The organism is Streptomyces sp. BK79 (genome assembly GCF_044142145.1).
Classification (GTDB): domain Bacteria; phylum Actinomycetota; class Actinomycetes; order Streptomycetales; family Streptomycetaceae; genus Streptomyces.
On the sequence record NZ_JBHVOC010000017.1, the window covers coordinates 162,478 to 184,755 of the forward strand.

Genomic DNA, 22,278 nt, shown 5'->3' on the forward strand with positions numbered 1-22,278 from the left:
TGATGGCGGTGCCCGTCGCGTTCTTCGCGGTGTTCTTCGCCTACCCCGTCGCCGCGATCGTCGCGCGCGGACTGGAGGTCGACGGGGTCTGGCGGTTCGGGCGGATCGGGGACGTGCTCGCCCAGTCCGACGTCCGGCACGTGCTGTGGTTCACCACCTGGCAGGCGCTGGCCTCCACCGCGCTCACGCTGCTCGTCGCCCTGCCCGGCGCCTACGCCTTCGCCCGCCTCGACTTCCCCGGCAAGCAGGTGCTGCGGGCCGTGGTGACGGTGCCGTTCGTGCTGCCGACGGTCGTCGTCGGTACGGCGTTCCTGGCCCTGGTCGGGCGCGGCGGGCTGTTCGACGAGCTGTGGGGCGTACGGCTGGACACCACCGTGTGGGCGATCCTGCTCGCGCACGTCTTCTTCAACTACGCCGTCGTGGTCCGCACCGTCGGCGGTCTGTGGGCGCAGCTCGACCCGCGCCAGGAGGAGGCCGCGCGGATGCTCGGCGCCTCGCGGCCCAGGGCCTGGCGGCAGGTGACGCTGCCCGCGCTCGCGCCCGCCGTGGCCGCGGCCTCGCTGATGGTGTTCCTGTTCACCTTCACCTCCTTCGGTGTCGTCCAGATCCTCGGCGGGCCCGCCTTCTCCACCCTGGAGGTGGAGATCTACCGGCAGACCTCGCAGGTCTTCGACCTGTCTACGGCCGCCGTGCTGACACTGATCCAGTTCGCGGCGGTCGCCGCCGTCCTCGCCGTGCACGCCTGGACGGTACGGCGGCGGGAGACGGCCCTGCGGCTGGTGGACGCGGCCACGACCGCCCGCCGGCCGCGCGGTGCCGGGCAGTGGGCCCTGCTGACCGGGGTCCTGCTCACCGTCGCGGGCCTGGTCGTGCTGCCGCTGGCCGTACTGGTGCAGCGCTCGCTCGGCGCCCCCGGCTTCGGCTACTACCGGGCGCTGACCCGCGAGGACGGCGGCACCTTCCTCGTCCCGCCGATCGAGGCGGTCGGCAACTCCCTCCAGTACGCCGTCGCCGCCACCGCCATCGCCGTGGTGATCGGCGCGCTGGCCGCCACCGCGCTGACCCGGCGCGACGCGGGCCGTTTCGTGCGCGGTTTCGACGCGCTGCTGATGCTGCCGCTCGGGGTGTCCGCCGTGACGGTCGGCTTCGGGTTCCTGATCGCGCTGGACGAACCGCCGCTGGACCTGCGCTCCTCCTGGATCCTGGTGCCGCTCGCGCAGGCGCTGGTCGGTGTCCCGTTCGTCGTACGGACCATGCTGCCGGTGCTGCGGGCGGTGGACGAGCGGCTGCGGGAGGCGGCGACGGTGCTGGGGGCGTCGCCGTGGCGGGTGTGGCGCGAGGTGGACCTGCCGATGGTGCGGCGGGCCCTGCTCGTCGCGGCCGGGTTCGCCTTCGCGGTGTCGCTCGGCGAGTTCGGGGCGACCGTGTTCATCGCGCGGCCCGACAACCCGACGCTGCCGGTGGCCGTGGCCCGCCTGCTGGGGCGGCCCGGGGACATGAACTACGGCCAGGCGATGGCCCTGTCGACGATTCTGATGCTGGTGTGTGCCGTGGCCCTGGTGGTGCTGGAGCGGCTGCGGACCGACCGGAGCGGGGAGTTCTAGATGCCACCGAGCCTGCTGAGTCTCGAAGGCGCGACCGTCCGTTTCGGCGGGCGGGCCGTGCTCGACGCCGTCGACCTGGAGGTCGCCGAGCACGAGGTGGTGTGCGTGCTCGGGCCCAGCGGCAGCGGCAAGTCGACGCTGCTGAGGGCGGTCGCCGGGCTCCAGCCGCTGGACGCCGGGCGGGTGACGCTGGACGGGCGGGACCAGTCCGGGGTGCCCGCGCACCGGCGCGGGGTCGGGCTGATGTTCCAGGACCACCAGCTGTTCCCGCAGCGGGACGTGGCCGGGAACATCGCCTTCGGGCCCCGGATGCGCGGCGCCTCACGTGCCGCGCAGCAGGAGCGGGTGGGGGAGTTGCTGGAGCTGGTGGGGCTGCCCGGCGCCGCCCGCCGGTCCGTCGCCGCGCTCTCCGGCGGTGAGCAGCAGCGGGTGGCGCTGGCCCGCGCCCTCGCGCCCCGGCCGCGGCTGCTGATGCTGGACGAGCCGCTCGGCCAGCTCGACCGCTCGCTGCGGGAACGCCTCGTCGTCGAGCTGCGGGAGCTGTTCGGCCGGCTGGGCACCACCGTGCTCGCCGTGACGCACGACCAGGGCGAGGCCTTCGCGCTCGCCGACCGGGTCGTGGTCATGCGGGACGGGCGCATCGCCCAGTCGGGGACGCCCCTTCAGGTGTGGCAGCGGCCGGCCGACGCCTTCGTGGCCCGCTTCCTCGGCTTCGACAACGTCGTCGAGGCGACCGTCGCCGGGCAGGCCGCGAACACCCCGTGGGGCAAGGTGCCGGTCCCCGACGACGCCCCGCAGGGCGCCCGTACCCTGCTCGTCCGGCCGGCCGGCGTGCGCCTCGTCGCCGCCGACGCGGGCCTGCGCTGCACGGTGACCGCCCGCACCTTCCGGGGCACGCACGTCGCCGTGCACCTGAGTCCCGAGGGCGCGCCGCGCCTGGAGGCGGCCTGCGCGCTGCGGGCGGCGCCGGAGGTGGGGGACACGGTCGGGGTGGAGTTCGACGCGGCGGACATCGTGGTGCTGGGGTGATCCCGCAGCTGGTGGTGGCGTCGTCCGGGTGAGCCGGTGCGACGGTGGCCCGCCCCCCGGACGGGGACGGGCCACCGGTGCCGCGTACCGGTACGGGCGTCAGCGGTCGCCGTTGGCTCCGCGTCGGCGCAGGCCGAAGAAGACCGCGCCGCCACCGACGGCGACCAGGGCCGCCGCGATGCCGGCGATCATGCCGGTGTTGGAGCCGGCGCCGGTCTCGGCGAGGTTGGACTCACCGGCCGCCGGGGACGGGGCGTTGCTCGGCACGGCGGCCGGGGCCGTGCTCTCGCTCTCGGACGGTGCGGGGGCCGACGTGGAGGGCGCCGGGGCCGGCGTCTCCGTCTCCTCGGCCGGGGTGGAGGAGCTCTCCGACGGGGTCGGCGTCGGCGTGCTCTCCGTCTTGCAGGGGGTCGACGGGGTCACGAGGTTCGGCTTGATGTCCTCGTCGACGTACGTCTCGGCCTTGACGTGGATGCGGTACTCGGCGTTCGGCTTCCAGTCCGCGGCGAAGGTGATGGTGGTGCCCTCGCGCGAGCCCTTGACCACCTGCTCGCCGATCTTCTGGGCGTCGGAGCCGTTGTTCTGGAGGTAGACGCTGACGGTGGCGGGGACGCCGGCCGGGTCCACGTCGGTGACGGTGATGACACCCTTGTCGCCGTCGCACTTCGCGGCGGCGGAGAACTCGCTGATGTCGCAGGCGAGGGCGTTGCCGGCGGCGCCGACCGCCAGGGCCGCCGAGGCGGCGACGACACCGAGGGCGCGAACGCTACGGCGGGATGCCGTGCGGCTGAGTATGGACAGGACTGCCACGTTTGTCCTTTGCGGGAGCGCGGATGCGGGGGGTGGAGAGGGTGCCGACGCGCGGTGAGGCGGCATCGGCACACCCACGAGCCTCACTGGTCTATAAGCGTTGCATAAGCAGTGTCAACGCATATGCCCGTCAAGGGACTTGGCTTTGCCCTCTTATTAACCGCCGAGACGTTTCAGCGCCTCGGGAGCCTCCTCGATCCGGTCGACCAGCGCGATCCGGGACTCCATCGTCCGTCCCCCGGCGAGTGACGTCAGCAGCGGCCACGCGGGCAGTCTCTCCGTCCAGTGCGCCCGGTCCACCAGCACCATCGGCGTGGGCTCGCCCCGCGACTCGTAGTAGTTCGGCGTCGCGTTGTCGAAGATCTCCTGTACGGTCCCGGCCGCGCCCGGCAGGAAGACGACGCCGGCGTTCGAGCGGGCCAGCAGGCCGTCCTCGCGGGTGGCGTTGGCGAAGTACTTGGCGATGTGCGCCGCGAAGGCGTTGGGCGGCTCGTGGCCGTAGAACCAGGTGGGGATGCCGACGGAGGCGCCGCCGTGGGGCCAGCGTTCGCGCACCTCGAAGGCGGACCGGGCCCAGTCGGTGACCGACGGCGTGAACGAGGCGACCTTCGCCAGGAGCAGCAGGGCGTCGTCCAGTACGGCGTCGTCGAGCGGGGCGGCGTAGGCGCCGAGGTTGGCCGCCTCCATCGCGCCCGGACCGCCGCCGGTGGCCACCGTGAAGCCGGCCCGGGCCAGTTCGCGGCCGAGGCGGGCGGCGCCCGCGTACTCCCTGGTGCCGCGCGCCATGGCGTGACCGCCCATGACGCCCACCACCCGGGCGCCGGTGAGGAGTTCGTCGAGGGCGTCCGACACGGAGTCGTCGTGGATCGCGCGCAGCATGGAGGCGAAGACGTCGCCGTCGGCCTTGGTCCGCTGGAACCAGTCGTAGGCGCGGGCGTCCGGTGTCGCCTCGTAGCCGTCGGCGAGGGAGGCGAACAGCTCGTCGGGGGAGTAGACGCGTCCCCGGTACGGGTCGAAGGGCAGTCCCGGTATGGGCGGGAAGACCAGGGCGCCGGCGGCGCGGACCCGGGTGGCGGCCTCGGGGGCCATCGGGCAGCCGAGGAAGACGGCGCCCGTGGGGTCGGCGGACATGAGGGCGTCCGTACGGGCCGTCAGGTCGACGGCCTGGACGCGGTAGTGGGCGAGTGTGCCGTACGCAGAGACGACCGCGTCGAACTCGGCGAGGCTCTCGATCTCCCGGTCGTGCGAGGCGTGGTGGGACTGGACCGGTGCGGGGGCATGGGGCTGGGCGGGTGTCGGATCCACCCGCCCATGCTAGGGGGCGCCGTTCGAACCGGACCGGTTCCGAAAGGCGCCCCTGGACCTGCGGGGACCTCAGCCCTCGACCGCCGCCGGGTCCATCCACACGACCTCGAAGGTGTGGCCGTCGAGGTCGTTGAAGGCGCGGCCGTACATGAAGCCGTGGTCCTGGGTCTCGCCGGTGGCGGAGCCGCCGGCGGCGATCGCCCTGTCCACCAGCTCGTCGACCTTCTCGCGGCTCTCGGCGCTCAGCGCGATCAGCACCTCGCTGTGCTTCGTGGAGTCCACGATCTCCTTCTTCGTGAACTCGGCGTACTTCGACCGGGCGAGCAGCATCACGACGATCGTGTCGCTGATCACGACCGACGCGGTGCTCTCGTCGCTGAACTGGGCGTTGATCTCGTAGCCGAGCTCGGTGAAGAACTTCTTCGTCGCGTCGATGTCGTTGGTCGCCAGGTTCACGAAGATCATCTGCTGGTACATGGGGGCCTCTCCCGTCAATGTCCTGCTGTTGTCATGCCGTTCGAAGGGTTAGACGCGAGAGGCGGGTGGATCTCATCGCCGCTCGGGGATTTTTTCGAGATTTTTTTCGGGGGTGTGCGGCCCGGGTGTGCGGCCTGCGCTGGGGGCAGGGGATCAACGGGACAGGGGCAGTGACGCGAGTTCCGCGACGATCAGGGTCAGCGGGCCGAACAGGGCGAGCAGCGCGCCGGCGCGTACGGCGGCGGCGGCGCGCAGGGTCGAGTGCGGCGCGCCCAGCCGCAGCAGGGCGTCCGTCGTGTCGGCACGGGCCTGCCGGGCCTCCACGGCCGCGGTGAGGAGCGTGGCCACCGTGCAGCCGGCCACGACGAGGGCGCCGAGGGTGCTCAGCGGGCCGAAGGCCGGTCCGTCCGCGTCGTACACCGCGACGGCGGCGTAGCCGGCGCAGGCCACGGCGCAGACGACGCCGAGGGGACGGCCGATGCGCTGCGACTCCTCCATGAGGACGCGGCCGGCGAGCAGGCGCAGGGCGTCGGGGCGGGCCGTCTGGAGCAGGCGGCCGCAGAGGTGGGTGAGACCCGGGCCGGCCAGCGCGAGGCCGAGGGCGGTCAGGGCCCAGCCGATGAGGACGCCGGCGGAGGGAGTGGTGCCGGGGGCGACCGAGTCGCCGGCGTACGTCTCGACGGCGAGGCCCGCGGTGAGTACGGCGATGCCCCAGGGGAGGGTGGTGGTGTCGGGGCGGGGGGCGGGTTCGGCGTCCGGCGTCCGGTTGCCGTCCGTTGCGGCTGGGGGGTGGGTGTCACTCGCCTGCGTGAGCAGGGTGCCGCCTGTGTCCACCCGAGCCGCTGGGGCGGCACCGGTGGGCACAGGCGGCGACGTGAGCGCCGTACCCGCGGTCGGCGCCGTCGCCGGGGCCAGGCGGGCGCCGTAGCGGCCGTAGGCGCCGAAGGTCTCGCGGGCCGCGCCCCAGCCGTACGCGCCGAAGCGGCCGTAGCGGCGGGTGCCCGTGGGACGGGCCGGCCGGGGATCGCGGGGGCGCAGCGTCAGCGCCACCGCGGCCGACGCGCCGGCCGGTACCAGGGTCAGCAGCGTCACGGCCGCCGGCACGGGAAGGGACTGGCCGAGGGCCAGCGCCTCCGTCACGGCGCCGCCGGCGGGGGCGCCCGTCAGGTCGCCGCGCAGCTGGAGGAAGCAGAACAGGGCCACCACCGAGCCGAGCGCGGCGGACAGGGCCGTGGTCAGCGCCGAGACGGCCATCAGGCGGCCGGGGCCGAGGCCGATCGCCGACAGTCCCGGCCGGGGCCGGGCACCGGGATCGGTGCGGGCCACGGCGACGGCGAGGTACACCGTGGCGGCCAGCGGGGCCGCGCACCAGGCCAGGCGGAGGGCGGAGGAGCCGGCGTCGTCAGGGTGGGTCATCGCGTGGCCGAGGGCGCACAGCAGCAGGAAGCCCGTGCCCGCCGAGGCCGCCGCGACCAGCAGGCGGCGCAGCTGGACGGCGAGGCGGGCGGCGCGGGTCAGGCGGAGAGCGAGCACGCCGCCCGGCCTTCCGTTCCGGGGGTGCCGCCGGCCCCGCCGGTGCCGGTGGCCACCGTGGTCTCCGCGAGCGGGGGCAGGTGCACGGTCCGCACCCGCCGCCCGTCCAGCAACGCCACCGTGCGGTCCGCGAGGGCGGCGGTCTGCGCGTCGTGCGTGGCGAGGAGGACGGTGATGCCGTGGGAGCGGGCCGCCGTGGTGAGCGTGCGCAGCACGTGGGCGCGGTCGGCGCGGTGCAGCGGGGCCGTCGGCTCGTCGGCGAAGAGGACGGCGGGGCCGACGGCGAGCGCGCGGGCGATGCAGACGCGCTGGCGTTCGGCCTGCCGCAGTTCGTGCGGGCGTCTGCGTGCCTTGTCGCCGACGTCGAGGCGGTCCAGCCACTCCAGCGCGGCGGTCTTGGCCCGGCGCCGGCCCGAGCCGCGCAGCATGAGGGGGAGGGCGGCGTTCTCCCAGGCGTTCAGCTCCGGGACGAGCACCGGGGCGGGGTCGATCCAGCCGAAGCGGTCACGGCGCAGCCGCTCACGGCCGAGCGGGCCCATGGTGTGCACCGGCACGCTGTTGAACCACACCTCGCCGTCCTGGGGGCGCTCCAGCCCGGACAGGCAGCGCAGCAGGGTGGTCTTGCCGCTGCCGCGCGGGCCGCTCACGGCGAGGATCTCGCCCTCGCGGACGCCGAGCGACACGCCTTGCAGCGCGGGGGAGCCGTCATGGTGCTGGAAGTGCAGGGCGCGGGCCCAGAGCACGTCGTTGTCCGGCGGGGCCTCCATGGGCGTACACCTCGGTTCTGATCCGTGTTTCCCCGGTCGTGTCCCTCGTACGGGGGAACGAAGGCGGGGCCGATCGGTCACTGGGCACCGTAGGCAGTCGCCGGGGGGAGGCCGGACAGCACGCGGCCCCGGGCCGCCGTTCTCACTCGAACGGGCGGCGCCGGGGCCGGGACGATCATCCGAAAGGATGACCGGAGGACGGAGAGCCTGGGATCAGAGCTTCGTCCACGCCTCCGTCAGCGTGGCGCGCAGGATCTGCTCGATCTCGTCGAAGGTCTCCTGGTTGGAGATCAGCGGCGGGGCGAGCTGGATGACCGGGTCGCCGCGGTCGTCGGCACGGCAGTACAGGCCGTTCTCGAAGAGCTTCTTGGAGAGGAAGCCGTACAGGACGCGCTCGGTCTCCTCGTCGCTGAAGGACTCCTTGGTGTGCTTGTCCTTGACCAGCTCGATGCCGTAGAAGAAGCCGTTGCCGCGGACGTCGCCGACGATCGGCAGGTCGAGGAGCTTCTCCAGGGTCGCGCGGAAGTTGCCCTCGTTGTCGAGCACGTGCTGGTTGAGGCCCTCGCGCTCGAACAGGTCGAGGTTGGCGATGCCGACCGCGGCGGAGACCGGGTGGCCGCCGAAGGTGTAGCCGTGCAGGAAGGTGTTGTCACCCTGGTAGAACGGCTCGGCGAGGCGGTCGGAGATGATGCAGGCGCCGATCGGGGAGTAGCCCGAGGTCATGCCCTTGGCGCAGGTGATCATGTCCGGCACGTAGCCGAACTTGTCGCAGGCGAAGGTCGTGCCCAGGCGGCCGAAGGCGCAGATGACCTCGTCCGAGACGAGCAGCACGTCGTACTGGTCGCAGATCTCGCGCACCCGCCGGAAGTACCCGGGCGGGGGCGGGAAGCAGCCGCCGGCGTTCTGCACGGGCTCCAGGAAGACGGCCGCGACCGTCTCCGGGCCCTCGAACAGGATCTGCTGCTCGATCTGGTCGGCGGCCCAGCGGCCGAAGGCCTCGGGGTCGTCGCCGTGGATCGGGGCGCGGTAGATGTTGGTGTTCGGCACCTTGTGCGCGCCCGGGACGAGCGGCTCGAAGGGGGCCTTCAGGGCCGGCAGGCCGGTGATGGACAGGGCGCCCTGCGGGGTGCCGTGGTAGGCGACCGCGCGGGAGATGACCTTGTACTTGGTCGGCTTGCCCATCAGCTTGAAGTACTGCTTGGCCAGCTTCCAGGCGGTCTCGACCGCCTCACCGCCGCCGGTGGTGAAGAAGACCTTGTTGAGGTCGCCGGGGGCCTCGTGGGCGAGGCGCTCGGCCAGCTCGACGGCCTTCGGGTGGGCGTAGGACCACACCGGGAAGAAGGCCAGCTCCTGCGCCTGCTTCGAGGCGGTCTCGGCCAGCTCCGTGCGGCCGTGTCCGGCCTGGACCACGAACAGGCCGGCGAGACCGTCGAGGTAGCGCTTGCCCTTGTCGTCGTAGATGTGGGTGCCCTCACCGCGGACGATGGTGGGGACGGGGGCGTTCTCGTACGACGACATGCGGGTGAAGTGCATCCACAAGTGGTCGTACGCGGTCCTGCTGAGGTCCTTGGGGCTGTCGGTGCTCACGATTATCGGGTTCCCCACATGTAGGTCTGCTTCTTGAGCTTCATGTAGACGAAGCTCTCGGTGGAGCGCACTCCGGGGACGGCCCGGATGCGTCGGTTGATGACCTCGAGGAGGTGGTCGTCGTCCTCGCAGACGACCTCCACCATCAGGTCGAAGGAGCCCGCGGTCATCACCACGTACTCGCACTCGGACATGGCCGTCAGCGCGTCGGCGACGGACTCCACGTCGCCCTCGACGTTGACACCGACCATCGCCTGGCGGCGGAAGCCCACGGTGAGCGGGTCCGTCACGGCGACGATCTGCATCACGCCCTGGTCGAGCAGCTTCTGGACGCGCTGGCGCACGGCCGCCTCCGACAGGCCCACGGCCTTGCCGATCGCGGCGTACGGCCGGCGGCCGTCCTGCTGGAGCTGTTCGATGATGGCGAGGGAGACGGCGTCCAACTGGGGACCGCCGTTCCTGGACTCGCGGGAGTCCCTCTGGTCTGCGCTTCGACTGGCCACGACTTCACTGTGCACGACGTCTCGACAGTTTTGCAAGGCCAGATCGATGAAATTCGTTGTCTGTGTGGTCAGACTCTGCGGATTTCGCAACCTGGAGGCGACCGGGGGTGTTGAAAACGTCGGGTCTGCGTCTAGGGTGGGTGTCTCAGTGCTTGGACACTGAGAGATCCGAAGACACCCGAACTTGGAGGGCCGGCAGTGAGCACCGAGCTGCGTCGTCTGCGCAACTACATCGACGGTGAGTTCCGGGACGCCGCCGACGGACGGACCACCGAAGTGGTCAACCCCGCCACGGGCGAGGCCTACGCGACCGCCCCCCTGTCCGGGCAGGCGGACGTCGACGCCGCCATGGCGGCCGCCGCGGCGGCCTTCCCGGCCTGGCGCGACACCACCCCGGCCGAGCGGCAGAAGGCCCTGCTCAAGATCGCGGACGCGTTCGAGGAGCGCGCCGAGGAGCTGATCGCGGCCGAGGTGGAGAACACGGGCAAGCCCGTCGGGCTGACCCGCTCCGAGGAGATCCCGCCGATGGTCGACCAGATCCGCTTCTTCGCGGGCGCGGCGCGGATGCTGGAGGGCCGGTCGGCCGGTGAGTACATGGAGGGCCTGACCTCCATGATCCGCCGTGAGCCGATCGGCGTCTGCGCGCAGGTCGCGCCGTGGAACTACCCGATGATGATGGCCGTGTGGAAGTTCGCCCCGGCGCTCGCCGCGGGCAACACGGTCGTCCTCAAGCCCTCGGACACCACCCCCGCCTCCACGGCCCTGATGGCCGACATCATCGGCTCGATCGTGCCCAAGGGCGTCTTCAACGTCGTCTGCGGCGACCGCGACACCGGCCGCCTGATGGTCGAGCACCCGACCCCGGCGATGGCCTCCATCACCGGCTCGGTACGGGCCGGCATGTCGGTCGCGGAGTCCGCCTCCAAGGACCTCAAGCGGGTCCACCTGGAGCTGGGCGGCAAGGCCCCGGTCGTGGTCTTCGAGGACACCGACATCCCCAAGGCCGTCGCGGGCATCTCGGAGGCGGGCTACTTCAACGCCGGCCAGGACTGCACCGCGGCCACCCGCGTGCTGGTCCACGAGTCGATCCACGACGAGTTCGTGAGCGCGCTCGCGAAGGCCGCGTCCGACATCAAGACCGGTCAGCCGGACGACGAGGACGTCGCCTACGGCCCGCTCAACAACCCCAACCAGCTCAAGCAGGTGGCCGGGTTCATCGAGCGCCTGCCGGCCCACGCCAAGGTCGAGGCGGGCGGCCACCAGGTCGGCGACAAGGGCTACTTCTACGCCGCGACCGTCGTATCCGGCCTCAAGCAGGACGACGAGATCATCCAGAACGAGGTCTTCGGCCCCGTCATCACGGTCCAGTCCTTCCGCGACGAGGACCAGGCGGTCGAGTGGGCCAACGGCGTCGACTACGCGCTGGCCTCCTCGGTGTGGACCAAGGACCACGGCCGCGCCATGCGGATGTCCAAGAGGCTCGACTTCGGCTGCGTGTGGATCAACACCCACATCCCGCTGGTCGCCGAGATGCCGCACGGCGGCTTCAAGAAGTCCGGCTACGGCAAGGACCTGTCGGGTTACGGCTTCGAGGACTACACCCGGATCAAGCACGTGATGACGTCGCTGGACGGCTGACCTTCACTGGACGGCTGACGCCGCCGGCCCGTGTGCGGCCCCGGACGGGAACCCCCCTCCGGGGCCGCTCCGCGTCAGCCGTGAACTCGCCCCGGTAGACAGGGTGTCGGGCCTGTACGGGCGTGCTCGACGCAGCGTCGATTGTCCCGGTGAGCGCGGGCGCGAAATCCTGCGGCCATGCCCCTGATCCCGAGGACGCCCTCGCTCTCCCGTCGGACCCTGCTGCGCGGCCTGGGCGGCTGCACCGCACTCGGCGCGCTGGCCGGCTGCGGCGTACCGGCCGCCTACGTCGCCCCGGGCGACCGGGCCGCGACCGACCGGTCCGCCGCCGAGCCGCGGCTGACCTGGGCGAACTGGCCGCTGTACATCGACACCGACGACGAGCGTCCGAGCCGGCGGCCCACGCTGGAGGCGTTCGAGAAGCGGACGGGCATCTCCGTCGAGTACATCGAGGAGATCAACGACAACGACGAGTTCTTCGGCAAGATCAGCCCGTCCCTGATGAACCGTCAGCCCACCGACCGCGACCTGATCGTCATCAGCGACTGGATGTGCGGGCGGTTCGTCCGGCTCGGCTGGGTGCAGGAGATGGACCGCTCCCGCCAGCCGAACGTCACCGAGTACCTGGACCCGCTGCTGCGTTCGCCCGCCTTCGACCCCGGCCGCGCGTGCACCGTGCCGTGGCAGTCGGGCATCACCGGCATCGCCTACAACCGCCGCCGCCTCGGCCGGGAGATCCAGCACGTGTCCGACCTGTGGGCGGACGACCTCAAGGGCCGGGTGACCCTGCTCTCCGGGCTCGACGAGGCGTTCGCGCTGCTGATGCTGGGCGACGGCGTGGACATCACCGACTGGCGGGCGGACGACTTCCACGCGATGTGCGACCGGGTGGAGAAGCAGGTGGCCAAGGGCCAGATCCGCCGCTTCACCGGCAACGACTACATCAAGGACCTCGCCGGCGGGGATGTCTGGGCCTGCCAGGCGTACTCCGGCGACGTGATCCAGCTCCAGGCGGACGACCCGGACATCGAGTTCGTCGTCCCGCAGGAGGGCGCCGAGCTGTGGGCGGAGTCCCTGATGATCCCCAACCTGGCCCGCCACAAGGCCAACGCCGAGCGGCTGATCGACCACTACTACCAGCCCGAGGTCGCCGCCGAGCTGGTCTCCTGGGTCAACTACGTCTGCCCGGTCCCGGCCGCCCGCGACGTGCTCGCCTCCTCCGGCGACGCGGAGAGGGCGGCCCTGGCCGAGGACCCGCTGATCTTCCCGGACGCGTCGATGCGGGCGCGGCTCGCGATCGCGCGGGACATCGCGGCGGGGGAGCGGGCCGAGTTCGCGAAGCGGTGGAACGGGATCGTGGGCGTGTAGGAGACGGGCGGGCGTGATCGGTTCACCGCGTGGTGGACCGCGGAGTGCAGAGGTCGCCGGCGCGGTCACGTGGGAACCGCCGACCGCCTGGGCACTGCACGACGCCGAGGAGCCGGCGACCGTGCCGGGTCCGTGACCTCGCCCGTACCGATCGCGCCGTTCATCCTCTGGGCCAGGCACCCGCTGTGCCGCGCCGCGCCGGTGCCCGTGCCCCGCGCGTACGCGCGACCTCGCGTGGGGACCGGGTCCGGCGGGCGCGGCTGCGGCTCAGACGGGAGCGGGGCGACCGGCGCCGGCGCCGGCGTCGCGCAGGGCGCACAGCGTGTCGATGCGGTTGGTCGTGATCGAGTCGACCCCCAGGCCGATCAGCCGGCGCATGGAGCGCCGGGTGTCCGGCGTCCAGACGGAGAGCAGACAGCCGTCCCGGTGGACGCGTTCGGCCAGCGCCCGGTCCACCAGCCCGAAGCGGTAGTTGAGCCAGCGCGGGCGGACGGCCGCCAGCAGCGCCGGCCGGGGCGGTGCCGCCGTCGCCCAGGTCAGCGCGATCTCGGCGGCGGGGTCGGCGGCCCGCACGGCGAGCATGGCGGACGCGCCCGCGCAGTAGTAGACGCGGTCCTCGGCCCCGCTCTCGCGGACCACGTCCACGATGCGCCGGACGGCCCGCTCACCCGGTCCGCCCGGCAGGTCGAGCATCAGCCGGCTGCCGTCGGTCGCGGCCAGCGCCTCGGCGAGCGTCGGCACCCGGCCCGCCGTCAGCCCCCGCACCTCCTCGGCCGTCAGGGAGCGCAGCGGCCGGTCCCGCTGCCACAGGCGCTTCAGCGTCTCGTCGTGCAGCAGCACGGGCACGCCGTCCCGGGTGAGGCGCACGTCGGTCTCCACCGCGTCCGCGCCGCGGGCGAGCGCGGAGCGCAGGGAGTCGATCGTGTTCTCGCGGTACCGGTACGGGTCGCCGCGGTGGGCCACGGCGGTCAGGTCGCGCGGGGAGTCCATGGTCGCGTCCCGTCTCAGGAGGACAGCCAGGCGGCGGTGTACGCGTCGATCTCGTCGCTGATCCTGGCCTTGCCCGGCGCGTCCAGGAACGACGCCTGGACCGCGTTCTTCGCCAGGCCGGCCAGCCCGCGCGCGTCGAGGCCGAGGAGCCGGGCGGCGACGGCGTACTCGTTGTTGAGGTCGGTGCCGAACATCGGCGGGTCGTCGGAGTTGATGGTCACCAGGACTCCGGCGCGGGTGAACTCCTTGAGCGGGTGCTCGTCCAGGGTGCGCACCGCGCGGGTGGCGATGTTCGACGTCGGGCACACCTCCAGGGGGATCCGGTGCTCGGCGAGGTGCGCCAGCAGCTTCGGGTCCCGGGCGGAGCTGGTGCCGTGTCCGATGCGCTCGGCGCGCAGGTCGGTGAGGGCGTCCCACACCGTCTGCGGGCCGGTGGTCTCGCCGGCGTGCGGCACCGAGTGGAGGCCGGCGGCGATGGCCCGGTCGAAGTACGGCTTGAACTGCGGCCGGCCGACGCCGATCTCGGGGCCGCCGAGCCCGAAGGAGACCAGGCCCTCGGGGCGCAGCCGGTCGTCGGTGGCGAGCCGTGTCGTCTCCTCGGCGGACTCCAGGCCGGCCTCGCCGGGAATGTCGAAGCACCAGCGCAGTACGGTCCCGAACTCGGCCTCGGCCGCCTTGCGGGCGTCCTCGATCGCGGCCATGAAGGCGCCCTCGTCGATGCCGCGCCGGGTGGAGGAGAACGGGGTGATGGTCAGCTCGGCGTACCGCACCTGCTGCCGGGCCATGTCCCGGGCCACCTCGAAGGTCAGCAGCCGTACGTCCTCCGGCGTGCGGATCAGGTCGACGACGGACAGGTACACCTCGATGAAGTGGGCGAAGTCCGTGAACGTGAAGTAGTCGACCAGCGCCTCGGGGTCGGTCGGGACCTTCGAGTCGGGGTGGCGCGCGGCCAGTTCCGAGACGATGCGCGGGGAGGCGGAGCCGACGTGGTGCACGTGCAGTTCGGCCTTGGGCAGTCCGGCGATGAAGTCGTGCAGATCGCGCGGGACGGCGGGGTCGACGAGGGGCTCGGTCATGGGTTCCTCCCCCAAACGGCGCCCCGGGCCGGCGGTGCGGCGACGGGGTGCGGGTGATCGGCTGATCGGTGGTCCGGGGATCATCGTAGGCCGGTCTCACACCGGACGGACCGGGCCCGTACCATGACGGGCACGATCGACCCAGGGGGACGGACATGACGGGTGCGGCACGACCGGGCGGGGACTCCGACGGCGCCTACGATCCTTGGGCGGCCCCGGAGAGCGGGCCGTCGCTGGACAAGGGCCGGGACGCGGCGACCGGGCAGCCGGCCGGACCGCCGGCCGGTGACGCGCCGCCCTGGCAGCAGCAGCCGCCGTCCGTGCACGACCAGGCCACGGTCGCCTCGATGCCCACCGCCGGGTTCACCCCGCCGCAGGCCGCGGTGCCGCCTCCGCCCATGGCGCCCGGTGGCCCAGGAGTCCCGGGCGGCTACGGCTATCCCGCCTATCCCCACCCCGGCTACGGCTGGCACGGTGCGCCGATGCCCCCGCAGAACGGCATGGGCACGGCGGCGATGGTGCTGGGCATCCTGGCCTGCTGCATGTTCTGCGCGTACGGCGTGGTCTCGCTGGTGCTCGGCATCCTCGCCGTGGTCTTCGGCGTCAAGGGCCGCCGGAAGGCCGAGCGCGGCGAGGCCGACAACCACGGGCAGGCCCAGGCCGGCTTCGTCATGGGCATCATCGGCATCGTCCTCGGCCTCGCCGTGATGGCGCTGATCGCCGTCGGGATCATCGCCGCGATCAACGACGACTCGGAGTACGAGGACCCGTACTACGGCGCCCCGCGCCCGGCCGCGGTCTCCGTCGAGGCGCAGACGCACGGCTGAGCCGCGCCGTCCCGGGCGCCCGGTCCGTCCGGTCCGCCCGGCACCGGGGTCCGTGACGACGGGCGCGCGCCGGAGCGCCACGGCCGCCGGACACGCCTGCGACGCCGGGGCGCGGCCCCCCCGGCACGGCGACACTCGCGTCGCCGGACCCGACCCGCCGCGCCGGCGCTCGGCGCCCGGTGCCCGGCGCCCGGTGCCCTTCACTCTGTTCTCAGCCGCTCCCGTGCCGTCATCAGGGCGAATCCCAGCAGGTTCGGCCCCCGCCAGCGCTCCGGGTCCGTCGCCGCGGCGTCGTCCGCGGCCAGGCCGATGCCCCACACCCGGTCCACGGGACTCGCCTCCACCAGCACCCGGTCGCCCGTGTCCAGCAGGTACGCGCGCAGCGCCGGGTCCGAGGCGAACTTGTGGACGCTGCCCTCGACGACGATCCGGAACCGCTCCCGCGCCCACACCGCCTCGTCGAAGCCGCGGACCAGCCGCCCCGCCTTCTTGGCCTCGGCGGGATGCCCGGCGGCCAGGACGCGCCGCTCGGCCTCCGCGTCCTCGAAGAGCCTCGCCTTGCCCGCCATCATCCAGTGCTCGGCGGTCGCGTACTCCACCCCGGCCACGGTGAACGGCGACGGCCACCACTGGCTCAGGCAACCCGGCCCGATCCGGCCGTCGGCGCGTGGCCGGTGTCCCCAGAAGCAGAGGTACTTCACTCGCGCACCCGCCCGGACCTGGGCGATCAGGGCTTCCCTGCTGTCGGTGATCCCCGCCGATCCGGACTCCGGAGCCCTCGTGATCTTCTCCATGCACGCGAGTCTGGCACGCGCCACGGACACTCCGTCCGTCCTTTTCCGTGGTGACTCGACACCTGGTCGACAGATTCCGTCGCGTAACCAAATGGCAACAACGGAATCACTTGTTGGAGGTCTAGTGCTCTGTCAGGATCGGCACTCACATCGAGCCTGAGCCACGCCGGCCCCCGCCATGGGGAGACCGAGGAGAGCCGACATGCACAACCCGGGCAACGCCACCCAGGACCGATTCCCTGCCCAGGACCGCTTCGCGGACGGGGCCCAGTACATCGCGGGCCGCCTGACGAAGGGCACCTCCGGACGCACCCACACGGTCGTCGACCCGGCGACCGGCGAGGACGTCCTCACCTACGAGCTGGCCGGTCCCGACGACGTGGACGCGGCCGTCGCCGCCGCGCGGGCGGCCTTCCCCGGCTGGGCCGGCGCCACCCCCGGCGAGCGCTCCGACGCCCTGCACCGGTTCGCCGCCGTCCTCGCCGAGCGCGCCGAGGACTTCGCCCGCGCCGAGTCGCTCCAGTGCGGCAAGCCCCTGAAGCTGACCCGTGAGTTCGACGTGCCGGGCACGGTCGACAACGCGGCGTTCTTCGCGGGCGCCGCCCGGCACCTCCAGGGCCAGTCGGCGGGGGAGTACTCCGGCGACCACACCTCCTACGTCCGCCGCGAACCGATCGGCGTCGTCGGGTCCATCGCGCCCTGGAACTACCCCCTCCAGATGGCCGCCTGGAAGATCCTCCCGGCGATCGCGGCCGGCAACACCATCGTGCTGAAGCCCGCCGAGATCACCCCGCTGACCTCGCTGATGTTCGCCCAGGCCGCCACCGAGGCCGGCATCCCGGACGGCGTCATCAACATCGTCACCGGCACCGGAAGGGAGGCGGGCGAGCACCTCGTCGGCCACCCGGACGTCGCCATGACCTCCTTCACCGGCTCCACCGCCGTCGGCAAGCGCGTCGCCGAGGTCGCCACCGCCACCGTCAAGCGCCTGCACCTGGAGCTGGGCGGCAAGGCGCCCTTCCTCGTCTTCGACGACGCCGACCTCGACGCCGCCGCCAACGGCGCGGTCGCCGGCGCGCTCATCAACACCGGCCAGGACTGCACGGCCGCCACGCGCGCGTACGTGCAGCGGCCCCTGTACGAGGCGTTCGTCGAGAAGACCGCCGCCCTCATGGAGACCGTCCGCGTCGGCGACCCCTTCGCGCCCGGCACCGACCTCGGCCCCCTGGTCAGCCACGTCCAGCGCGACCGCGTCGCCGGCTTCGTCGACCGGGCCCGCTCCTACGCGCGCGTGGTGTGCGGCGGTGAGGCTCCGCAGGGCGACCTGAAGGACGGCGCCTACTACCGGCCCACCCTCGTCGCCGACGCGACGCAGGACAGCGAGGTCGTCCAGTCCGAGATCTTCGGGCCGGTCCTGGTCGTGCTGCCCTTCGACACCGACGACGAGGGCATCCGGCTGGCCAACGACACGCCGTACGGGCTCGCGGCCTCCGCCTGGAGCCGGGACGTGTACCGGGCGAGCCGCGCCACCCGCGAGATCAAGGCGGGCTGCGTGTGGATCAACGACCACATCCCGATCATCAGCGAGATGCCGCACGGCGGCTACAAGGCGTCCGGCTTCGGCAAGGACATGTCCGCCTACTCCTTCGAGGAGTACACCCAGGTCAAGCACGTCATGTTCGACAACACCGCCGAAGTCCGCAAGGACTGGCACCGCACCGTCTTCGGGGACCGATAGCCATCACTCCAGGCCGCCGACCACGGCCGACCCACCCGAAAGGGCAACCACGCGCATGGAGCAGTACGAGCCCGACCGCCTGTCCCCGGCCCAAGTGGCCGCCATGCGGCGCAGCTTCACCAACGGCAGGGCCGCGCTCACCCGCCGCTCACTGCTGCGCGCCTCAGCGGGAGGCGCGCTCGCGGTCGGCGGACTCGGGACGCTGAGCGCCTGCGGCATTCCGGCGGCCGGCAAGACCGAGGGCGGCGTCTCCTCCGAGGACCGGTCCGGCAAGGAGAAGGAGATCTCCTTCTCCAACTGGACCGAGTACATGGACGTCGACGAGAGCGGCAACCGGCACCCGACGCTGGACGCGTTCACCGAGCGCACCGGCATCAAGGTCAAGTACACCGAGGACATCAACGACAACAACGAGTTCTTCGGCAAGATCCAGCCGCAGCTCGCCGCCGGCCAGGAGACCGGCCGCGACCTCGTCGTCCTCACCGACTGGCTGGCCGCGCGGATGATCCGGCTGGGCTGGGTCCAGAAGCTGGACCCCGCCAACCTGCCGCACGCCTTCGCCAACCTCTCCCCGCAGTTCCGCGACCCCGACTGGGACCCGGGCCGCGCCTACTCCTACCCCTGGCAGGGCATCTCGACCGTCATCGCCTACAACAAGAAGGCGCTGGACGGCGTCGAGGTGAAGACGGTCTCCGACCTGCTCGACAACCCGAAGCTCAAGGGCCGCGTCGGCTTCCTCACCGAGATGCGCGACAGCGTCGGCATGGTGCTGCTCGACATGGGCAAGAGCCCCGAGCGCTTCACGGCCGACGACTACGACGCCGCGATCGCCCGCCTCCAGAAGGGCGTCGACCGCGGCCAGATCCGCCGCTTCACCGGCAACGACTACACCGCCGACATCACCAAGGGCGACTTCGCGGCCTGCCTGGCCTGGGCCGGGGACGTCGTCCAGCTCAAGGCGGACAACCCGGACGTCGACTTCCTCATCCCGGACAGCGGATACATCACCTCCAGCGACAACCTGATGGTCCCCAACAAGGCCCGGCACAAGACCAACGCCGAGCGGCTCATCGACTACTACTACGAGCCGGGTCCGGCCGCGCAGCTCGCCGCCTACATCAACTACGTGTGTCCCGTGGACGGCGTGAAGGACGAGCTCGCGAAGATCGACGAGGAGGCGGCGGACAACCCGCTGATCATCCCCGACAAGGCCATGCAGGCGAAGTCCCACGCCTTCCGCTCCCTGAGCGCGAAGGAAGAGACGGCCTACGAAGAGAAGTTCGCGAAGCTCACTGGGGCGTGACGACGATGAAGACCACCACAGAAGCGACGGAGCACGGCGGCGACGTCCGCCTGACCGGAATCAGCAAGACCTACGGCTCCTTCACCGCCGTGCACCCGCTCGACCTGACCGTGCCCCAGGGTTCCTTCTTCGCCCTGCTCGGCGCCTCCGGCTGCGGCAAGACCACCACCCTGCGCATGATCGCCGGACTGGAGGAGCCGAGCAGCGGCACCGTCCACCTCGGCGACCAGGACGTGACCCGCCTGGCGCCCTACAAGCGCCCGGTGAACACCGTCTTCCAGTCCTACGCCCTCTTCCCGCACCTCGACATCTTCGAGAACGTCGCCTTCGGTCTGCGCCGGCGCGGCATCAAGAGCGTGAAGAAGCAGGTCGAGGAGATGCTCGACCTGGTCCAGCTCGGCGAGCAGGCCCGCAAGAAGCCGCACCAGCTCTCCGGCGGCCAGCAGCAGCGCGTCGCGGTCGCCCGCGCCCTGATCAACCACCCCAAGGTGCTGCTCCTCGACGAACCCCTCGGCGCCCTCGACCTCAAGCTGCGCCGCCAGATGCAACTGGAGCTCAAGCGCATCCAGACCGAGGTCGGCATCACCTTCGTGCACGTCACCCACGACCAGGAGGAGGCCATGACGATGGCCGACCAGGTCGCCGTGATGAACGGGGGCCGCGTCGAGCAGCTCGGCGCCCCCGCCGACCTGTACGAGAACCCGCGGACCACCTTCGTCGCCAACTTCCTCGGCACCTCCAACCTCATCGAGGCCGAGGTCGACACCCGCAGCGGCGACGACATCGTGGTGAGGGCGGCCGGCGACAAGCTGGTCCTGCCCGGCGCCCGCTGTTCCGCGCCGGCCCAGGCGGGCGGCAAGGTGCTGGTCGGCGTACGCCCGGAGAAGATCAGCATCACCCACGCCGACGAGGCAGGCGCCATCCCCGAGGGCCGCAACCGCATCACCGGCAAGATCAGCAACACCAGCTTCATCGGCGTCTCCACCCAGTACGTCGTGGACTGCGCCGCCTGCCCCGAGTTCGAGGTGTACGCCCAGAACATCGACCGCGACGCCCGCCTCGCGCCCGGCGCCGACGTCGTCCTGCACTGGAACCCGGCGCACACCTTCGGGCTGGACGCCGCCCAGGACATCGACGCGGGCGTCGCCGAAGGGGAGAGCGCCTGATGTCCACCCTCACCGAGGCGCCACCGCCGCTGTCCCCGGCCGCGCCCGCGAACAAGCCCCCGCGCAAACGGGGCCGCCTCACGCCGTACTGGCTGCTGCTGCCCGGCATCCTGTGGCTGGTCGTCTTCTTCGCGGCACCGATGGTCTACCAGGCCTCCACGTCCGTGCAGACGGGCTCGCTGGAGGAGGGCTACAAGGTCACCTGGCACTTCGTGACCTACTGGGACGCGGTGGCCGAGTACTGGCCGCAGTTCCTGCGCTCGGTCGCCTACGCCGCCTCCGCGACCGTGCTGTGCCTGCTGCTCGGCTACCCGCTCGCGTACCTGATCGCCTTCCGCGCGGGCCGCTGGCGGAACCTGATCATGATCCTGGTGATCGCGCCGTTCTTCACCAGCTTCCTGATCCGCACCCTGGCCTGGAAGACGATCCTCGCGGACGGCGGCCCGGTCGTCGGCGTCCTGAACACCCTGCACGTCCTGGACGTCACCAGTTGGCTCGGCTGGACGTCCGGCGACCGGGTGCTGGCCACCCCGCTCGCGGTGGTCTGCGGTCTGACGTACAACTTCCTGCCCTTCATGATCCTGCCGCTCTACACCTCGCTGGAGCGCATCGACGGCCGGCTGCACGAGGCGGCGGGCGACCTGTACGCGAAGCCCTCCACGGTCTTCCGCAAGGTCACCTTCCCGCTGTCGATGCCCGGCGTCGTCTCCGGGACCCTGCTGACCTTCATCCCGGCGACCGGCGACTACGTCAACGCCTCCCTGCTGGGCTCCGCCGACACCGGAATGATCGGCAACGTGATCCAGTCGCAGTTCCTGCGGGTGCTGGACTATCCGACGGCGGCGGCGCTCTCCTTCGTCCTGATGGCCGCGATCCTCGTCATGGTCACCTTCTACATTCGCAAGTCCGGCACGGAGGATCTGGTTTAAATGACCTTCGTCAACTGGTTCAAACGCAATCTGGTCGTGATCGCCGGGCTGCTGACGCTCGCTTATCTCCTGCTGCCCAACGTCATCGTCACGGTGTTCTCGTTCAACAAACCGAACGGGCGCTTCAACTACGAATGGCAGCAGTTCTCCACGGACGCCTGGAAGGACCCGTGCGGCGTCGCCGGACTGTGCGGCTCCCTGTCGCTCAGCCTCCAGATCGCCTTCTGGGCGACGCTCGGCGCCACCGCGCTGGGCACGGCGATCGCCTTCGCGCTGGTCCGCTACCGCTTCCGGGCGCGCGGCGCCATCAACTCGCTGATCTTCCTGCCGATGGCGATGCCCGAGGTCGTGATGGCCGCCTCGCTGCTCACCCTGTTCCTCAACATGGGCGCTCAGCTGGGCTTCTGGACGGTCCTGATCGCCCACATCATGTTCTGCCTCAGCTTCGTGGTGACGGCCGTCAAGGCGCGCGTGATGTCGATGGACCCGAGGCTGGAGCAGGCCGCGCAGGACCTGTACGCCGGTCCCTTCCAGACCTTCGTCCGGGTCACGCTGCCCATCGCGGCCCCCGGGATCGCCGCCGGCGCACTGCTCGCCTTCGCGCTCTCCTTCGACGATTTCATCATCACGAATTTCAACGCGGGCTCCACCGTCACGTTCCCCATGTTCGTCTGGGGATCGGCCCAGCGCGGCACGCCCGTCCAGATCAACGTCGTCGGTACGGCCATGTTCGTCATCGCCGTACTGTTCGTTCTGGCCTCCATGGTCATCGGCAACCGCCGAAAGCGCCGCAAGGCATGAAGCACATCCGTGTATTCGTAGGGAGTTGAAATC

The 22,278-nt window shown here is 71.8% G+C and carries 20 protein-coding genes; 10 read left to right on the forward strand and 10 right to left on the reverse strand.

What is annotated here, in order from left to right; genetic code table 11:
- The first annotated feature begins 2 nt into the window (after positions 1–2).
- Both ACFIF2_RS22435 and ACFIF2_RS22440 read left to right on the forward strand, forming a co-directional pair.
- Positions 3–1,604 carry an ABC transporter permease gene (locus tag ACFIF2_RS22435; RefSeq protein WP_395575025.1) on the forward strand — a complete coding sequence of 534 codons (1,602 nt, stop codon included), beginning with the start codon at positions 3–5 and terminating at the stop codon, positions 1,602–1,604.
- Entirely contained in the window at positions 1,605–2,633 is a 1,029-nt protein-coding gene (locus ACFIF2_RS22440; RefSeq protein ID WP_395574978.1) for an ABC transporter ATP-binding protein, read from the forward strand.
- Between the two features lie 99 nt (positions 2,634–2,732).
- On the opposite strand, the gene ACFIF2_RS22445 is transcribed toward ACFIF2_RS22440, so the two are convergent.
- From ACFIF2_RS22445 to ACFIF2_RS22475, 7 genes are all read right to left on the reverse strand, one after another.
- Positions 2,733–3,443, reverse strand: coding sequence for an LAETG motif-containing sortase-dependent surface protein (locus tag ACFIF2_RS22445; RefSeq protein WP_395574979.1), 711 nt, complete (start codon positions 3,441–3,443; stop codon positions 2,733–2,735).
- Positions 3,444–3,599: 156 nt separating this feature from the next.
- Entirely contained in the window at positions 3,600–4,748 is a 1,149-nt protein-coding gene (locus tag ACFIF2_RS22450) for an LOG family protein (protein WP_395574980.1), read from the reverse strand.
- A gap of 69 nt (positions 4,749–4,817) precedes the next feature.
- Positions 4,818–5,225 (reverse strand): VOC family protein, encoded by a 408-nt coding sequence (locus ACFIF2_RS22455; RefSeq protein WP_395574981.1) that lies wholly within the window; start codon positions 5,223–5,225, stop codon positions 4,818–4,820.
- 153 nt (positions 5,226–5,378) lie between these two features.
- Positions 5,379–6,758 (reverse strand): hypothetical protein, encoded by a 1,380-nt coding sequence (locus tag ACFIF2_RS22460; RefSeq protein ID WP_395574982.1) that lies wholly within the window; start codon positions 6,756–6,758, stop codon positions 5,379–5,381.
- Positions 6,740–7,525: an ABC transporter ATP-binding protein gene (locus tag ACFIF2_RS22465; RefSeq protein WP_395574983.1), complete on the reverse strand. Its 786-nt coding sequence runs from the start codon at positions 7,523–7,525 to the stop codon at positions 6,740–6,742. Before ACFIF2_RS22465 ends, ACFIF2_RS22460 begins: the two co-directional genes overlap by 19 nt.
- A 213-nt stretch (positions 7,526–7,738) precedes the next feature.
- Positions 7,739–9,112: an aspartate aminotransferase family protein gene (locus ACFIF2_RS22470; protein ID WP_395574984.1), complete on the reverse strand. Its 1,374-nt coding sequence runs from the start codon at positions 9,110–9,112 to the stop codon at positions 7,739–7,741.
- A gap of 2 nt (positions 9,113–9,114) precedes the next feature.
- Positions 9,115–9,630: an Lrp/AsnC family transcriptional regulator gene (locus ACFIF2_RS22475; protein ID WP_395574985.1), complete on the reverse strand. Its 516-nt coding sequence runs from the start codon at positions 9,628–9,630 to the stop codon at positions 9,115–9,117.
- Between the two features lie 183 nt (positions 9,631–9,813).
- On the opposite strand from ACFIF2_RS22475, the gene ACFIF2_RS22480 reads away from it, so the two are divergent.
- Positions 9,814–11,253, forward strand: coding sequence for a gamma-aminobutyraldehyde dehydrogenase (locus tag ACFIF2_RS22480; protein WP_395574986.1), 1,440 nt, complete (start codon positions 9,814–9,816; stop codon positions 11,251–11,253).
- 177 nt (positions 11,254–11,430) lie between these two features.
- Positions 11,431–12,621, forward strand: coding sequence for a PotD/PotF family extracellular solute-binding protein (locus ACFIF2_RS22485; RefSeq protein ID WP_395574987.1), 1,191 nt, complete (start codon positions 11,431–11,433; stop codon positions 12,619–12,621).
- 267 nt (positions 12,622–12,888) lie between these two features.
- Here ACFIF2_RS22485 and ACFIF2_RS22490 read toward each other — a convergent pair whose 3' ends face one another.
- Both ACFIF2_RS22490 and ACFIF2_RS22495 read right to left on the reverse strand, forming a co-directional pair.
- Positions 12,889–13,611, reverse strand: a complete 723-nt coding sequence (locus ACFIF2_RS22490; protein WP_395574988.1) for a glycerophosphodiester phosphodiesterase — start codon at positions 13,609–13,611, stop codon at positions 12,889–12,891.
- Positions 13,612–13,625: 14 nt separating this feature from the next.
- Entirely contained in the window at positions 13,626–14,687 is a 1,062-nt protein-coding gene (locus tag ACFIF2_RS22495; RefSeq protein WP_395574989.1) for an adenosine deaminase, read from the reverse strand.
- A gap of 155 nt (positions 14,688–14,842) precedes the next feature.
- Here ACFIF2_RS22495 and ACFIF2_RS22500 point away from each other — a divergent pair, with 155 nt between their 5' ends.
- The gene (locus ACFIF2_RS22500) at positions 14,843–15,514 is read left to right on the forward strand and encodes a DUF4190 domain-containing protein (RefSeq protein WP_395574990.1); all 672 of its coding nucleotides are present in this window, start codon (positions 14,843–14,845) and stop codon (positions 15,512–15,514) included.
- A gap of 200 nt (positions 15,515–15,714) precedes the next feature.
- Here the strand turns inward: ACFIF2_RS22500 and ACFIF2_RS22505 are convergent, their stop codons facing one another.
- The gene (locus ACFIF2_RS22505; protein WP_395574991.1) at positions 15,715–16,308 is read right to left on the reverse strand and encodes an NADAR family protein; all 594 of its coding nucleotides are present in this window, start codon (positions 16,306–16,308) and stop codon (positions 15,715–15,717) included.
- A 202-nt stretch (positions 16,309–16,510) separates the two neighbouring features.
- Between ACFIF2_RS22505 and ACFIF2_RS22510 the strand changes: the two genes are divergently transcribed.
- The 5 genes from ACFIF2_RS22510 to ACFIF2_RS22530 are packed head-to-tail and all read left to right on the forward strand — an operon-like array spanning position 16,511 to position 22,245.
- Complete coding sequence (locus ACFIF2_RS22510; protein ID WP_395574992.1) at positions 16,511–18,046, forward strand: gamma-aminobutyraldehyde dehydrogenase; 1,536 nt, start codon at positions 16,511–16,513, stop codon at positions 18,044–18,046.
- Positions 18,047–18,101: 55 nt separating this feature from the next.
- Entirely contained in the window at positions 18,102–19,349 is a 1,248-nt protein-coding gene (locus ACFIF2_RS22515) for a spermidine/putrescine ABC transporter substrate-binding protein (protein WP_395574993.1), read from the forward strand.
- A gap of 5 nt (positions 19,350–19,354) precedes the next feature.
- Positions 19,355–20,515: an ABC transporter ATP-binding protein gene (locus tag ACFIF2_RS22520; protein ID WP_395575026.1), complete on the forward strand. Its 1,161-nt coding sequence runs from the start codon at positions 19,355–19,357 to the stop codon at positions 20,513–20,515.
- Positions 20,515–21,444, forward strand: coding sequence for an ABC transporter permease (locus ACFIF2_RS22525; protein WP_395574994.1), 930 nt, complete (start codon positions 20,515–20,517; stop codon positions 21,442–21,444). Before ACFIF2_RS22520 ends, ACFIF2_RS22525 begins: the two co-directional genes overlap by 1 nt.
- A complete protein-coding gene (locus ACFIF2_RS22530; protein ID WP_395574995.1) occupies positions 21,445–22,245 on the forward strand; it encodes an ABC transporter permease in 801 nt (266 codons plus the stop codon).
- The last annotated feature ends 33 nt before the right edge of the window (positions 22,246–22,278 follow it).

Bases quoted from the DNA above. Each gene is read 5' to 3' on its own strand.
- ACFIF2_RS22495 (WP_395574989.1), bottom strand. From the start codon at position 14,687: ATGACCGAGCCCCTCGTCGACCCCGCCGTCCCGCGCGATCTGCACGAC.
- ACFIF2_RS22435 (WP_395575025.1), top strand. From the start codon at position 3: ATGGCGGTGCCCGTCGCGTTCTTCGCGGTGTTCTTCGCCTACCCCGTC.
- ACFIF2_RS22455 (WP_395574981.1), bottom strand. From the start codon at position 5,225: ATGTACCAGCAGATGATCTTCGTGAACCTGGCGACCAACGACATCGAC.
- ACFIF2_RS22520 (WP_395575026.1), top strand. From the start codon at position 19,355: ATGAAGACCACCACAGAAGCGACGGAGCACGGCGGCGACGTCCGCCTG.
- ACFIF2_RS22510 (WP_395574992.1), top strand. From the start codon at position 16,511: ATGCACAACCCGGGCAACGCCACCCAGGACCGATTCCCTGCCCAGGAC.
- ACFIF2_RS22465 (WP_395574983.1), bottom strand. From the start codon at position 7,525: ATGGAGGCCCCGCCGGACAACGACGTGCTCTGGGCCCGCGCCCTGCAC.
- ACFIF2_RS22505 (WP_395574991.1), bottom strand. From the start codon at position 16,308: ATGGAGAAGATCACGAGGGCTCCGGAGTCCGGATCGGCGGGGATCACC.
- ACFIF2_RS22440 (WP_395574978.1), top strand. From the start codon at position 1,605: ATGCCACCGAGCCTGCTGAGTCTCGAAGGCGCGACCGTCCGTTTCGGC.
- ACFIF2_RS22500 (WP_395574990.1), top strand. From the start codon at position 14,843: ATGACGGGTGCGGCACGACCGGGCGGGGACTCCGACGGCGCCTACGAT.
- ACFIF2_RS22530 (WP_395574995.1), top strand. From the start codon at position 21,445: ATGACCTTCGTCAACTGGTTCAAACGCAATCTGGTCGTGATCGCCGGG.
- ACFIF2_RS22490 (WP_395574988.1), bottom strand. From the start codon at position 13,611: ATGGACTCCCCGCGCGACCTGACCGCCGTGGCCCACCGCGGCGACCCG.
- ACFIF2_RS22525 (WP_395574994.1), top strand. From the start codon at position 20,515: ATGTCCACCCTCACCGAGGCGCCACCGCCGCTGTCCCCGGCCGCGCCC.
- ACFIF2_RS22515 (WP_395574993.1), top strand. From the start codon at position 18,102: ATGGAGCAGTACGAGCCCGACCGCCTGTCCCCGGCCCAAGTGGCCGCC.
- ACFIF2_RS22485 (WP_395574987.1), top strand. From the start codon at position 11,431: ATGCCCCTGATCCCGAGGACGCCCTCGCTCTCCCGTCGGACCCTGCTG.